General features: G+C 52.0%; 13 protein-coding genes. 9 read left to right on the forward strand and 4 right to left on the reverse strand.

The window, feature by feature from the left end; all coding sequences use genetic code 11:
• Position 1 precedes the first annotated feature (1 nt).
• Genes AC0YN3_RS28730 through AC0YN3_RS28740 form a run of 3 tightly spaced genes read right to left on the reverse strand, consistent with a single transcriptional unit; the run spans position 2 to position 2,783 of the window.
• Entirely contained in the window at positions 2-838 is an 837-nt protein-coding gene (locus AC0YN3_RS28730) for an ABC transporter permease (RefSeq protein ID WP_475778339.1), read from the reverse strand.
• Positions 831-1,709: an ABC transporter ATP-binding protein gene (locus tag AC0YN3_RS28735; RefSeq protein ID WP_475778340.1), complete on the reverse strand. Its 879-nt coding sequence runs from the start codon at positions 1,707-1,709 to the stop codon at positions 831-833. Before AC0YN3_RS28735 ends, AC0YN3_RS28730 begins: the two co-directional genes overlap by 8 nt.
• A 24-nt stretch (positions 1,710-1,733) precedes the next feature.
• Positions 1,734-2,783, reverse strand: coding sequence for an ABC transporter substrate-binding protein (locus AC0YN3_RS28740; RefSeq protein ID WP_475778341.1), 1,050 nt, complete (start codon positions 2,781-2,783; stop codon positions 1,734-1,736).
• A gap of 177 nt (positions 2,784-2,960) precedes the next feature.
• On the opposite strand from AC0YN3_RS28740, the gene AC0YN3_RS28745 reads away from it, so the two are divergent.
• From AC0YN3_RS28745 to AC0YN3_RS28770, 6 genes are all read left to right on the forward strand, one after another.
• Positions 2,961-4,181 carry a helix-turn-helix domain-containing protein gene (locus AC0YN3_RS28745; protein ID WP_475778342.1) on the forward strand — a complete coding sequence of 407 codons (1,221 nt, stop codon included), beginning with the start codon at positions 2,961-2,963 and terminating at the stop codon, positions 4,179-4,181.
• Between the two features lie 286 nt (positions 4,182-4,467).
• On the forward strand, positions 4,468-5,055 hold the full coding sequence (locus AC0YN3_RS28750; RefSeq protein WP_475778343.1) for a biliverdin-producing heme oxygenase: 588 nt from the start codon (positions 4,468-4,470) through the stop codon (positions 5,053-5,055).
• Between the two features lie 229 nt (positions 5,056-5,284).
• On the forward strand, positions 5,285-7,006 hold the full coding sequence (locus tag AC0YN3_RS28755; protein ID WP_475778344.1) for a methyl-accepting chemotaxis protein: 1,722 nt from the start codon (positions 5,285-5,287) through the stop codon (positions 7,004-7,006).
• Between the two features lie 117 nt (positions 7,007-7,123).
• Positions 7,124-8,056: a manganese-dependent inorganic pyrophosphatase gene (locus AC0YN3_RS28760; protein WP_475778345.1), complete on the forward strand. Its 933-nt coding sequence runs from the start codon at positions 7,124-7,126 to the stop codon at positions 8,054-8,056.
• A gap of 110 nt (positions 8,057-8,166) precedes the next feature.
• Entirely contained in the window at positions 8,167-8,460 is a 294-nt protein-coding gene (locus tag AC0YN3_RS28765; protein WP_475778346.1) for a DUF6509 family protein, read from the forward strand.
• 212 nt (positions 8,461-8,672) lie between these two features.
• The gene (locus tag AC0YN3_RS28770; protein WP_475778347.1) at positions 8,673-9,647 is read left to right on the forward strand and encodes a phosphotransferase family protein; all 975 of its coding nucleotides are present in this window, start codon (positions 8,673-8,675) and stop codon (positions 9,645-9,647) included.
• Here the strand turns inward: AC0YN3_RS28770 and AC0YN3_RS28775 are convergent.
• On the reverse strand, positions 9,644-9,946 hold the full coding sequence (locus tag AC0YN3_RS28775; protein WP_475778348.1) for a hypothetical protein: 303 nt from the start codon (positions 9,944-9,946) through the stop codon (positions 9,644-9,646). The two genes, AC0YN3_RS28770 and AC0YN3_RS28775, sit on opposite strands and share 4 nt — an antisense overlap.
• A gap of 166 nt (positions 9,947-10,112) precedes the next feature.
• On the opposite strand from AC0YN3_RS28775, the gene AC0YN3_RS28780 reads away from it, so the two are divergent.
• The 3 genes from AC0YN3_RS28780 to pruA are packed head-to-tail and all read left to right on the forward strand — an operon-like array spanning position 10,113 to position 13,817.
• The gene (locus AC0YN3_RS28780; RefSeq protein WP_475778349.1) at positions 10,113-11,324 is read left to right on the forward strand and encodes an ornithine--oxo-acid transaminase; all 1,212 of its coding nucleotides are present in this window, start codon (positions 10,113-10,115) and stop codon (positions 11,322-11,324) included.
• Positions 11,324-12,232 carry an arginase gene (gene rocF / locus AC0YN3_RS28785; protein WP_475778350.1) on the forward strand — a complete coding sequence of 303 codons (909 nt, stop codon included), beginning with the start codon at positions 11,324-11,326 and terminating at the stop codon, positions 12,230-12,232. The genes AC0YN3_RS28780 and rocF overlap by 1 nt, the downstream gene beginning before the upstream one ends.
• 37 nt (positions 12,233-12,269) lie before the next feature.
• Positions 12,270-13,817 (forward strand): L-glutamate gamma-semialdehyde dehydrogenase, encoded by a 1,548-nt coding sequence (pruA, locus tag AC0YN3_RS28790; RefSeq protein WP_475778351.1) that lies wholly within the window; start codon positions 12,270-12,272, stop codon positions 13,815-13,817.
• Position 13,818 lies beyond the last annotated feature (1 nt).

The following is a 13,818-nucleotide window of genomic DNA, read 5'->3' on the forward strand; positions in this document are numbered from 1 at the left end:
TCTATTCGTTATAGGTTTGTTTCCAGCTCGTTAATCGTTTCTCCAGCGCCACCAATAAGTAATTGACGACAACGCCGATAAAGGAAATGGTGATGATACCCGCATACATGCCCGGAATTTGAAAGTTGAACTGGGCATATTGGATAAAGTAGCCGAGCCCAGACTGCGCCCCAACCATTTCTGCGGCTACGAGCACAAGGATGGAGCTGGCGCCTGCTTGGCGTATGCCGACGAATATCGTGGGCAGCGACGCAGGGAGAATGACCTTGTAAAACAAGCGAACCGAAGTCAGCCCCATCGAGCGTGCCGATTTGATCAAGAGCGGGTCGACGTTTTTGACGCCGCTTACCGTATTGAGCAAAAGCGGGAAGGAGCAAGCATACAGCACGATTGCAATCTTCGACGTTTCCCCAAGCCCGAGCAGCAGAATGAATACGGGGAGAAGCGCGAGCACCGCCGTATTCCGCATAAGCTCCAGCAGCGGGTTCAAATATTCCGCTACAGGCTTCCACCAGCCGATTGCGAGGCCGAGCGGTATACTGATGACGATGGCGAGCAGGAAGCCGCCGCCCGACCTTAACAGGCTGGCTGCCATATGCTCCGCGAGGTCCCCGGAAATGAACAGCTGCCACCATGCTTGAAGCACCTCAGTGAGGGGAGGGAAGAACGTAACGTTGACTAGGCCGACACGCGGCGCAATCTCCCAGAAAACAAGCAGCGCCACAATCACGATTGAAAACTTGAAAGCCTTCCGAAGCTTAGCCAATGACCATTCAACTGCTTCTAAGCTTTTGCCCTCCCGTAAAATGACCGTTTCTCCTGTGCTGCTGTTAGCCATCGCCGGCCACCCCTTTCAAAGTCGATTTACCGTTTGGGAAGCTGTTTAACGTCTTCGTTTTCTCTTGCTCCTGGGCCCTGCTGACCTCATCCTTGAGCAGATCCCATATTTCGTGGCGAAGCTGCACGAATTCAGGCTTAGCGCGCAAATCCTCCTCGCTTGTTCGGGCCTCGAAAGGGATGGTAATGACCTTTTTAATTCGTCCAGGCCGGGAAGTCATAACGGCTACGCGTTGACCGAGATAGACGGCCTCCTCTATGCCGTGAGTAATGAAAATAATCGTTTTTTTCGTTGCCTCCCATATTCGCAGCAGCTCACTTTGCAAGGTTTCCCTCGTTTGGGCATCCAGCGCGGCGAAAGGCTCATCCATAAGAAGCACCTCGGGATCGTAAGCGAGGCTTCTAGCAATGGCTACGCGCTGCTTCATTCCACCTGAGAGCTCATGCGGATAGCGGTTCTCAAAGCCTGCGAGCCCGACGAGCTCGATATGCTGCTGAGCGATCTCGCGGCGTTCTTTCTTGCCGATTCCCTTGGCTTCAAGCCCGAACTCCACATTCTGGAGCGTCGTTTTCCATGGAAACAGCGCATACTGCTGGAACACGATTCCCCGGTCAAGGTTTGGTCCTGCAAGGGGCTTGTTATCGAGCAGGATCTGCCCGCTATTGGGCTTCGTAAGGCCTGCCAGCAGATCAAGAAGGGTGGATTTGCCGCAGCCGCTTGGCCCGACGATGACCATGAATTCACCTTGCTTCACATCGAGATTAATATCCTGCAAAGCCGATATGGGCTGGGTGTTTTCCGCGAGGTGGCCCAGGTTTCTTTTGATGCGAAAAGATTTCTGGACATGCTGGATGCTGATTTTGGCTGTCATGAGCAATCTCCTCCTATGGTTGAATTATTTGGTTTCATTCAAGTAGGGACTGAATTCATTCGTATATAAGTCCGCTGCTTTGACTTGGCCTTTCTTAAGCGAGCCTTCCGCTTCGAACCAACTGATCCATGTATCGAACTCTTTGTCGGAAATGAAACCGCCTTTGCCGGCAACCCCGGTGCTTCGCCAATATTTAACCGATGAAGTGTCTTCTTTCCGGCCGCGTTTATTGATGATGGACTCGAATCTTGCAACGACCTCTTCGATCGGGGTAGTCCGAGCCCATTCGATCGCTTTGGCGGTCGCTTCGACAAACAAACGAGTTGCGTTCGGATTCTTTTTTATAAATTTGTTAGAAAGCACGTAGCTGCCAGCGCTGAAGACGCCGAACAAGTCCGTATCCTTAAAGAGGGGGTGGATGCCTCCGCGCTCAAGTGCCTTGTCTCGCAAAATGCCGCCGAGCGAGGCGATATCGATTTGCTTGTCGCGAAGCGCTTGCTCCGTTGAAACGGGCGGTACAACGACGAGGGTTACTTGTTTGATTTCATCAAGCGTAAGCCCTGCACGGTAGAGATATTCTTTGATAACGGCCTCGTGATGACCGCCGAGCGTGTTCATGCCTACTTTTTTGCCGATCAAATCTTTGGCAGACTTGATTGGGCTGTCATCAAGCGCATAATAGCCGGTCCAGGTGTTCTCATCTGATCCGTAATACGCAAGCACGGAGGTAATCTCGGCTTTAGCCGCAATCAGCTTGACGATGGCTCCGTTAAACGCACCGCCGAAATCGGTATCGCCAGTGACGACGGATTGGATATCCTGCGGACCGCTGATGGTATTGCCGATATATTTCAGCTTCAGCGGCGCCAAGTAGCCTAGATCCTCCGCAAGCTCAGGAAAGGATACGGAGCCGGTCCAGCCTTGATAGCGAAGCTCTGCAACCTCCGGTTCACCTCCGGCCGATGAGCTTGCTGTAACAGCTTCCTCTTTTTTGCCGCAGGCAGACAGTGCCAAGGCGGAAGTCAGCAGCAAAATGAACATGATATGAATGGTTTTATTCGATGATACTTTCATGTCGTAACCCTCCTATAAGTTGAATGTCTAATAATCCTATAGACTTACTAAGGATTAATTTCTATAATTGACTATATGATCCATCCAGAGTAAGTGTCAACGAAATGACGATGAATGACCATGAACGAGGTTGAATGACGATATAGGCTTTGGCAATTCAAAGGAGGCGGGCACTGAATGGTCGATAAGCGGCTCAATCTACTTACGATACATGAGGCAATGGATATGCTTGGGGTCAGCAGATCGACCTTTGACAGATGGCGCAAGCAAAAACGACTGCCTTTCACGAAGCTTGGCAAAGAAATCCTGGTCGATAAATTAGAGCTGGAGAGCTGGATAAAGCTTCATTCCTCTGGCATACCGCAGCAATCGCCTTTTGCGACAGCTGCATCTCAGCATGGTTTAACCCAGCCGCAAGGGACGATAACAATTGGTTATCAAAGCGGCTACGCCCACGTATGGACTTGTGCCTTAATGAAGGAGCTTGGCTGGTTCGAGGAGGAGCTGGAGCGAATGCTTCCAGGACGCAAAAGGGATGTAAGATGGGTGGATGCCGCCAACGGGCCGGAGCTTGTGAAGGGCATGATCGGCGGACATGTACAGATCGCCTCCATGGGAGATTATCCCATCGCGCTAAGCAGCTCGATGGCGCAGCTGTTTCCGTCGTTCCAGTCTATCCTGCTTGCCTTTGACGGAAAGTCGGCGCGTGGGAACGGGATCTCGCTTGTTGTGCGTAAAGGGATTCACATTCGCGAGGTGTCCGATATATCCAAGCTCAAGATGCGTACCGTAGCGCAGTCGAGCCCTGGGTACCGCTTGTCGAAGCTGCTTAGCGCAGTCGGCGGCAGTCCCAATCAAATCGTTCACCAGAACATGGATGCAACGATGGCCGGTATCGTTCACAGGCAGGTAGAATGCGGTATGCTGGTAGAGCCTTTCCTGAGCATCGTGCAGTATCATGGGACGGGCCAAGTTTTGTTTCAGGAGGAGCTTGGCGAAGACTACTTGGCTGGGGTTATTGCGGAGGAAAGCTGGGTACGTGAGAACCGCGAGGTTGTCGTAGCCTATTTGAAGGCGCATCTTCGCGTACATCAGTTTCTTCGCAGCGAGCCGGCGCAAGCCGGTAAGATCATTGGGCGAATGAAAGGAATTCCTGCCGATCTGATGGGCCGTGTCGTGAAAAAGATAAGATGGGATTCGGTTTTATATAAGAAGGATATCCAAACGTTAAAGCTGCTGAAGCAAGAGAATGCAAAGCTTGAAGGCGGTTTTTTTATACATGATGCAGATATCAAGTATGATGCGGGCTTTTTGGAAGAAGCCATGCTGGCTTTGCGTTTGCCTCTGCCGGAGACGGAATTGCTTGCCGGGGAATGGGAGCAGGAGCAGGTTTATTAGGGGGCTCGGCATAGCGAAGGGTGAAGGCACCCATCGGCTAACAGTAGTTACAAGGCCGTCTGCGCGCGTTGCAAGGTTGTATAAGATATTTCTATTTGGGTATTGAAATACGAGCGTTTATAATGAAAGATATGCCACTTGCTGTGAGAAATGGAAATAGGACCAATTTAGCTTCTTATTGAAGCAAGCCTGAAGTTATTTGTTATCCAATTTGCTTAATAATGAAGCAAGCCTAACGTTATGGATTATCCCATTTTGTTTATTTATTAAAAAGGAGAGATGACGAATGAGCATTATGACCCGTTTGCGCGAAGAAACAGCCTCGAATCACGTTCAGATCGAGAGCAATCCATATGCCAAAGCCATTATGAATCAAACCTTGACGCAAGACGAATACGTTCGCTACTTGGAGAAGTTTTATGGCTTTATTAAGCCTGCGGAGAGGTTGATTGCCCAATTGTCAGGCTGGGGCGAATTCGGAGAGGCTATGGGGCAGAGAGCAAAATCTCCTTTGCTCGAGCGTGATTTGCAAACGCTAGGGCTAAGCCTGCAAGAAATTGAGAACCTGCCGGAATGCAGCAAGTTGCCGGAGCTTTATACGGTGCCGCAAGCGCTTGGCTATATGTATGTCATTGAAGGCTCGACCCTGGGCGGACAAATCATTACGAAGCAGGTTCGTAAATTTCTTCCCCTGGCAGAGCAGGAAAACAAAGGCACGGAATATTTTAACGCATACGGTACCGAAACGCGCGCCAAGTGGGCTGAGTTTCGTGAGCAGGTGGAGCAGTCGATTGACTCAGAGGAAGCGGCTCAGCAAGTCATTGAAGCAGCTAAAAGCACCTTTGGTACGTTGGAAGCATGGTTAAACGCATAAAGGAAGCCAAGATAAGATTGGGTAATATTCGTGCAGCAGATATTGTCAATGAAACAGATGGAGTAGATAACTAGAAAAGGTTGTTCCAAAAGTCATCGTAGATGGCAAGGGGCAGCTTTTTTTTGCATATATCAGCTGGACATTTATAAAACTAATAGTAGAACAAATGCCGTCGGATCTTGTAAAATAGTGTCAACATTAGTTTGTCATTCGGGAAGGGGCATTTTGGTTGAATCGCTTATTGACGAGAATGGTTTTATTTTTCTCCATGTTGATTTTGCTTGCTGGGATCGTGCTCGGTATGACCATCTATCGCTCGTCGACGGGCCTTGTTGAGCGATCGTTAGGAGCACAGGCGCAACTGGTGGCGGAGAACGCAGCCAAGCTGGTGGATGTGGAGGCTTTCGCGAAGCTTAGCGTGGAAGAGGGAGAAACCGACTACTATTTCAAGCTGCGGGAGCAACTGAACGCAATGAGAGAAATGAACGGTTTGAAATACGTCTATACGCTGGCGAAGTCGGAGCTGGACGGCAAAACCGTTTATTATTATGTAGTCGACGGGGCACCATTGGACGTAGATCCTTCGGACTTCTCCGCGCTAGGCGATCCCGAAGAGAACGAATACCCGGGAATGGTAGCAACGTTCGAGGAAGGCGTGCCGCAAATCGGCGAGTTGACGAATGATTCTGAATATGGGGCGACTATAACTGCTTATGTGCCCTTGAAGAATGAGGCGGGTGAGCTGCTCGGTATCGTGGGGGCAGACTTTGACGCGACGAATGTCTACGCGCTGATGGATGATAATCGCAAGGCCACTCTCTATGTGACAAGCGCTATAATCGCCGCAGGCATCGTGCTCGTGTTTTTGCTGGCCAGTTATTTGACGCGTCCACTGTTGAAACTGACCTCACAGGTAGCCAGAGTTAGGGAAGGAGATATGACGGTAGAGATCAGGACGAGCCGCAAGGATGAAATCGGCCATCTCGCCCATACCTTCGATCAGCTCGTTACGAACACGCGCACGGTAATTCGCAGCATGCGTGACAATTCGGAGCGGCTGCTCCATACCTCGGAGGGCGTCACGAATCATGCGAGGAGCACAACGGAAGCAAGCCGATTAATTGCCGCGAGCATTCAGGATGCATCTGGAGGGGCCAACATCCAGGTCATGCGGGCAGCGGATATGACCAAGGCGGTTGAAGGGATGACACATAGCATGCTTCGCATTACTGAATCGGCAGCCATTGTGTCGGATGTGGCGCAGGAGACGATGGACCAGACGGAGCGCGGCAACGAGCTCATTATTCATGCGATGGCCGAAATGGAAACGATTCATGTAACAGCATCGTCCATGCTGGCGGCAACGAAGCATTTGACAAGCCGATCGGGAGAGATTGGTGAGATTACAAACATGATGGCAAGCATTGCGAAGCAGACGAATCTGCTTGCGCTGAACGCAGCGATTGAAGCCTCTCATGCCGGAGAGAACGGCAAGGGCTTCGCTGTCGTAGCAGAGGAGGTTCGCAAGCTTGCGTCTCAATCCCAACTATCGGCGACCCAGATCGGGGAATTAATCTCCGCTATTCTGGAGCAAACGGCCAAGCTGTCCTCCGATATGGAATCGAATACGAAGTCAGTCGAGACGGGGCTTCATTTGGTCATAGATGCCGGAGCGGCTTTCCGATCTATTGTAAGCGGTCTGGAGCAGGTCAACGTGCAGCTGCAGGAAGTGTCGGCTGCCTCGGAGGAAGTATCTGCGGAATCAGAGGAGGTAGCGGCCTCCGTTGAGGAGATGGAGCGAATCTCCCGAGTTGCAGCCCAGCATTTCGAAGGCATTGCGGCGAATTCTGGCGCTCAGATCGTTTCGATGGACGAAGTCAGCACGTCGGCAGAGCGAATTCGCGAAATGTCCGATGAGCTGACTTCATTGAATAAGCGTTTTATCGTGTAATCGCTCTTTATTCTAATATGCCGTCGCCTACGCGTCTGGTGTATAATGTACCAAAGAGCCTGAGCCGCTAATCGTTGTAAGGCTCTGCCGACAAATAACCTTTAAGGAGATCTCGAAATGACTAAAACGCTTATTTTCGGGCACAAAAACCCGGATACCGACACCATTACATCAGCTATTGCTTACGCTGAGCTGAAAACAAAGCTAGGTGCTGACGTTGAGGCGATTCGCCTTGGAGACGTAAACGGAGAGACCCAATACGCACTGGATTATTTCGGAATCCAAGCACCTCGTTTGATCGAGAACGTGGCTGACGAGACGGATACCGTTATTCTGGTTGACCATAACGAACGCCAACAAAGCGCGAACGATATCGATAGCGTACAGGTGCTTGAGGTTATTGACCACCACCGGATTGCTAATTTCGAGACAAGCGCGCCGCTTTACTTCCGCGCTGAGCCAGTAGGCTGCACAGCAACGATCCTGAATAAATTGTACAAGGAGAACGGCGTAGAAATCCGCAAAGAAATTGCCGGCCTCATGCTGTCCGCAATCATTTCTGATTCTTTGTTGTTCAAATCGCCGACTTGCACCGAGCAAGACGTTGCAGCGGCCCGCGAGCTTGCCGAAATCGCTGGCGTTGACGCAGACAGCTACGGATTGGACATGCTTAAAGCAGGTGCAGACCTAAGCGACAAAACGATTGCGCAGCTGATCTCCCTGGATGCGAAAGAATTTTCGATGGGCAGCTACAAGGTTGAAATCGCGCAAGTAAACGCGGTAGATACGAACGATGTTCTTTCCCGCCAAGCAGAGCTGGAAGCGGCTCTTAACGATATTATCGCAACAAAAGGACTTGATCTGTTCTTGCTGGTCGTTACGGACATACTTAACAATGATTCCGTAGCGCTTGCACTCGGCGCTCAAGCTGCTGCCGTAGAGAAAGCTTACAATGTGGCGTTGTCCGATAACAAAGCGGTATTGAAGGGCGTCGTTTCCCGCAAATCGCAAATCGTACCGGTTCTTACGGAAACGCTTAGCAGCCTGTAAGAAGATAGATCACGCAGCAGAAAAACAGCCTGAAACTTGTATTTCAAGTTTCAGGCTGTTTTTGTTACACTATACGGATGGATGAATCAACCAAAAGGAGCGGACATAACATGTTTACGATTACCGAATACAGCAGTGAGTTGGTGAAGGATCCATACGGCATCTTGACAGGCAAAAGATACGAAATGGTACTGGATCTGGAGGTAGAAGAGGATGATGAGCTTTATCAGGAGGAAGGAATCTCTTTAAGAGTGATCTACGTCTTAGAAGAAACGGGCTCACGTCTGGCCAAATACGAGTTTTTGGCGAGGGCGACGAATGCTTATCTGGATTTCGAGCTTGAAGAAGACGAGGAGCAAATGGTGCTCGCGTTTTGTATCGAGCATTACGACAAAACCGAGTAATAACTTAGCCAAGTCACGAAAAATTGGGCATGCGCAGTTTGCATCGCTCTGCTCGTGTCAGCTGCTAGACAATGGTTAAAGCAGAGGAATCTGAGAGACTATGCTGGATCATGGCCATGGCTGAGATACCGCGTCCAATAGGCAAAGCATAGCGTCATAGAACAGTCGAATGAGGCAACCCCCGTACTATGGATGAAGGGTAGTGACTAGGAATGGAGAGCTCAACGAAAAGAAAGCTGACCGAAGCGGAATGGTCTGCGATCGCGCAGAAGGCCTTTGGCCAAGCAGCGATAGCAGCTGTCGAGCTAACAGACGGCTGGGCGAACGCCGCTTATCTCGTTACGCTTGAAGATGGGAAGCAGGTCATCGTGAAGGTAGCGCCGCCAGCAGGCACGAAGCTGATGAGCTATGAGCAAGGGCTGATGACAGCGGAGGTAGAGGTGCTTCAGCTTGTGAAGAAGGCTGGCACCGTGCCTGTACCGGCCGTATATGCCCATGACGTGAGCGAATCAATCGTAGACTGCGAATACTTCATCATGGAGAAGCTGGAAGGCGAGCCGTACAACAAAGTAAAGGGAAGCTTGACCGAGGAGCAGCAGAAACGGATTGATTATGAGCTTGGCGTGTATATTCGGCAGTTGAATGAAATTCGCGGAGATCGATTTGGGCTGTATGCAGCGGCGGAGGAAAGCGTCATATCCTGGCGGGAAACATTCATGAATCTGCTACTAGGCGTGCTTGCCGACGGAGAAAGAGAAGGGGTAATATTGCCTGCGGATTATGCGGCAGTCCGCAAAGAAGCTTCCCGCAGGGCGTCTGCTCTTGATGAAATCGTAGAACCTAGGCTGATTCATTGGGATCTATGGGACGGGAACGTTTTTATAAAGGATGGCAAGGTATCCGGGATTATCGATTTCGAGCGGGCTCTTTGGGGCGATCCGCTGATGGAGCATTATTTCAGCCATTTTAATTTATCGCCGGGTTTTCTGGAAGGCTACGGAATAAAGGAGCTGTCTCCCGCGCAGCTGCGCCGAAGAGCACTCTATGATTTGTATCTGGATCTTATTCTGTGCATAGAGTGCCCGTTCAGGCAGTATGAGAACGAGGAGCATCTGCAATGGGCGCAGGATAACGTAGCTAAGGGCTGGTCTCGGTTTCTCGAATCCGCTGAGAATGAGAGCCTTTAGACGAATAGGAATAAGCTTGCGAGAGCAAGCACCCAAAGCAGCGGAACCAGTGAAACGGTTACCGCTGCTTTCATTTTGCTGCGGCGGTACAGCAGCCAGCTGATAATAATGGATGCGATTAAGGCCACGGGATAAAGCCAGTTCAAGATGAACAGCAGAAGCGGCCAAAACATGTTCTCGCCGTTCGGGTTGTCAAAAATCATAAAGGACATCAATGACACAAAAAACCAAGGCAGCGTAAATAAACCGAATAGAATTTGACTAATAAGCATCGTTAGAAAAACCTTTTTGTTTCTCATCGCGTACAATCCCCCCGCTAATTATTAAAGCAAGCATTCAACCTCCGCACAAGAGAAATATTTTATTCTGCAACGATCGGACGGGCTCCCTTGTTATTTGTCACCCTGCCGCCGCATAACATTCAAAAAAGGCTATATTAACATAGTTTGCGGAAAGGAGCAGGCGATGGATAGGGCACACACGCATATCGAACTGGCAGAGCAATACGGCGCCCATAATTATCATCCCCTGCCGATCGTAATTAGCAGCGCAGAGGGCGTATGGGTAGAGGATTCGAACGGCGTACGCTATATGGATATGCTTAGTGCGTACTCCGCCTTGAATCAAGGACATCGCCATCCCCGCATCATTGCGGCACTAAAGACACAGGCCGATAAGGTTACGCTGACGTCGCGAGCCTTCCATAATGAAGCGTTAGGCGCATTCTGCGCGAAGCTTGCCGCCTATACGGGGAAGGAACGGATTCTTCCCATGAACTCGGGGGCGGAGGCGGTTGAGACAGCGATCAAAGCAGTCCGCCGCTGGGCGTACAGGATCAAGCAAATACCTGAAGACCATGCGGAGATTATCGTATTTGAGGGAAACTTCCACGGGCGCACTTTGACCGTAACCTCCTTTTCATCGAGCGAGGGCTACCGGGCTGGCTTCGGTCCGTTTACGCCTGGCTTCCGAATCGTTCCGTACGGAGATATCAAGGCGCTTCGGTCGGCCATGAATCGGAATACAGCAGCTGTGCTGCTTGAGCCGATCCAAGGCGAAGCAGGCATCCGGATTCCTCCCGACGGGTTTCTTGCGGCGGTATATGCTCTGTGCAAGGAGAATAACGTACTGCTTGCCGCTGATGAAATTCAGACCGGCTTCGGGCGAACAGGACGCAGATTCGCTTGCGATTGGGAATCGGTCGTCCCGGATCTTTACATTCTCGGCAAGGCGCTGGGCGGAGGAGTATTGCCTGTATCGGCAATAGCGGCCAATGCGGACATTATGAACGTATTCGAGCCGGGATCGCATGGCTCAACCTTTGGCGGCAATCCGTTAAGCTGCGCCGTTGCGATTGCAGCCTTGGCCGTGATCGAGGAAGAGAAGCTGGCGGAACGCTCGCTTTCGCTTGGGAGCTACTTCATGGGCAAGCTGGCCGCGCTCACGCATCCGGACATCGTGCAGATTAGAGGGCGCGGCTTGTTTATTGCCATTGAGCTGTCAGTCCCGGCAAGGGCTTATTGCGAGCAGCTTATGCTGGCAGGGCTGCTGTGCAAGGAGACCCATGAATTCGTAATCAGGCTGGCGCCGCCGCTGACGATATCATCCGATGAAATCGATTGGGCTTTTGAACGCATTCAGTCGGTTTTCCACAATGGAGTAGCAGCAGGAGAGTGATGGCTATGAGGATGAAAGAGGTAGCCGTATTATCGGTTCCTTTCGGGAAAGGAGCCGGGACGGCGGGGGCAGAGCTTGGTCCGGCGCATATCCTGCAGGCTGCGGCGCTGGAGACCAAATTAACGGAGCTAAGCATTGCTTACCGGCTTGCGGGCGAGCTTAGGCCGGCGGCCCAGCCGCCGCCGCTTCAATCGGCCAATGCCAAGCATTTGGCGGAGGTGCATCAGATGAGCAGCGAATTAGCAGAGCGCGTATCGGAGCTGGTAGCTAGCGGCGCATTCCCGCTTTTGCTAGGAGGCGATCACAGCATTTCGATCGGGACGATTGCGGGGCTAGCCGAGCATTATGCGAATTTAGGCGTCATCTGGTTCGATGCCCATTCGGATCTGAATACGGAGGACACGAGTCCGTCCGGCAATATCCATGGGATGTCGCTTGGCATCAGCCTAGGAAGCGGCATTCCGTTGCTTACGGGCCTGAGGGGCATTGCTCCCAAAATAAAACCGGAGCATGTGGCGATAGTAGGCGCCAGATCGCTCGATGCTGGAGAGAAGGCATACATTCGCTCATTAGGCATAGCCTGCTACACGATGCATGATATCGACCGGCTCGGAATCGCCCGCGTGATGGAAAAGGTAATCGGACAATTCAAGCAGGCAACGGACGGAGTCCATCTCAGCTTCGACATCGATAGCCTTGACCCGCTTGAGGCACCCGGTACGGGAACGCCCGTCAAAGGGGGCTTGAGCTACCGGGAGGCGCATTTTGCGCTGGAGCTGCTCTATCAGTCGGACATCGTGACCTCAGCCGAGTTCGTTGAAGTCAACCCTGCGCTTGACCATCATGACCAAACGGCTCGCCTTGCGGTAGAGCTGATCGGATCGCTTCTGGGAGAACAAATTTTGTAAAGCATAAATCGATCGATAGCGATAGGGGGCAACGTCTATGCGAGAGCCGTTCCAGAACGAGCCGTTTACCGATTTCAGCATGGCGGACAGCATCAAAGACTTTCAGGAGGCGCTTCGCAAGGTTGAGCTGGAGCTCGGTCAGGAATATTTGCTGAAGATCGGCAGCGAACGGATTGAAACGATACAAAAGCGCAAATCCATCAATCCATCCGATGTTAATCAGCTCGTAGGCATCGTATCCCAAGCGGATACGGCACTAGCGCACCGGGCTGTTCTTGCGGCGGCGGATGCCTTTGAGGATTGGAAAAAGGTTGCCCCATCCGCGCGTGCCAGGGTGCTCTATAAAGCTGCAGCCTTGCTGCGTCGGCGCAAGCATGAATTCTCTGCATGGCTCGTATACGAGGCGGGGAAAAGCTGGGCGGAGGCCGATGGCGATACGGCGGAAGCGATTGATTTCCTAGAGTTCTACGGGCGCGAGATGGAGCGCCTCGCGGAACGCCAGCCGCTTGTCGCAATCGGCGGGGAAGACAATGAGCTCGTGTATATCCCGCTCGGGGTCGGCATTATTATTCCGCCCTGGAACTTCCCGCTTGCCATTCTGGCGGGCATGACGATGGCCGCTGTTGTGGCGGGCAATACCGTCGTGCTGAAGCCTGCCAGCGCAACCGCCGTTATCGCTGCCAAGTTCGCAGAGCTGCTGGATGAAGCGGGTTTGCCTGACGGCGTCGTCAATTTCCTGCCCGGAGCGGGCAGCGAGGTGGGCGATTTCCTGGTGGAGCATCCGCTGACCCGTTTTATCTGCTTTACCGGCTCGCGGGAGGTTGGGCTTCGCATTAACGAGAAGGCTTCCAGCGTCCAGCAGGAGCAGCGGTGGCTGAAGCGGGTCGTTGCGGAAATGGGCGGTAAAGACACGATTATCGTCGATGCCGACGCGGATTTGGAGCTTGCCGCCGATGCGATTACGGCTTCAGCCTTCGGCTATGCCGGACAGAAATGCTCCGCTTGCTCAAGAGCGGTCGTGGATACGCTTGTCTACGACGAGGTAATCGAGAAGGTAGTGGAGAGAACGAAGCAGCTCAAGCTGGGGAAAGCAAGCGAGCAGGATACCTTCGTGGGGCCCGTCATCGATGAGCGTGCGTATTTGAGCATTCTGAAATATATCGAGGTTGGCCGAAGCGAAGGAACGATCGTGCTTGGCGGAAAGATTGGCGACAGCAGCGGCTATTTTATCGAGCCGACGATCATTAAGGACGTTGATCCTTACGCTCGCGTAGCCCAAGAGGAAATATTCGGGCCTGTACTTGCGTTCATACGGGCTGAGCATTTCGATGAGGCGCTCGCTATCGCCAATAATACGGAGTACGGCTTGACGGGCGCGGTTATCTCACGGAACCGCAGCCGCCTTGAGCAAGCGCGCGAGCAGTTCCATGTGGGCAATCTTTATTTGAATCGCAAGTGCACGGGCGCGTTGGTCGGCGTTCATCCCTTTGGCGGCTTTAACATGTCAGGCACGGATTCGAAAGCCGGCGGCCGCGATTATTTGCTTCTTTTCACGCAGGCGAAGGTCGTATCCGAGAAATGGTAAG

It is taken from the genome of Paenibacillus sp. J22R232 (assembly GCF_056269165.1).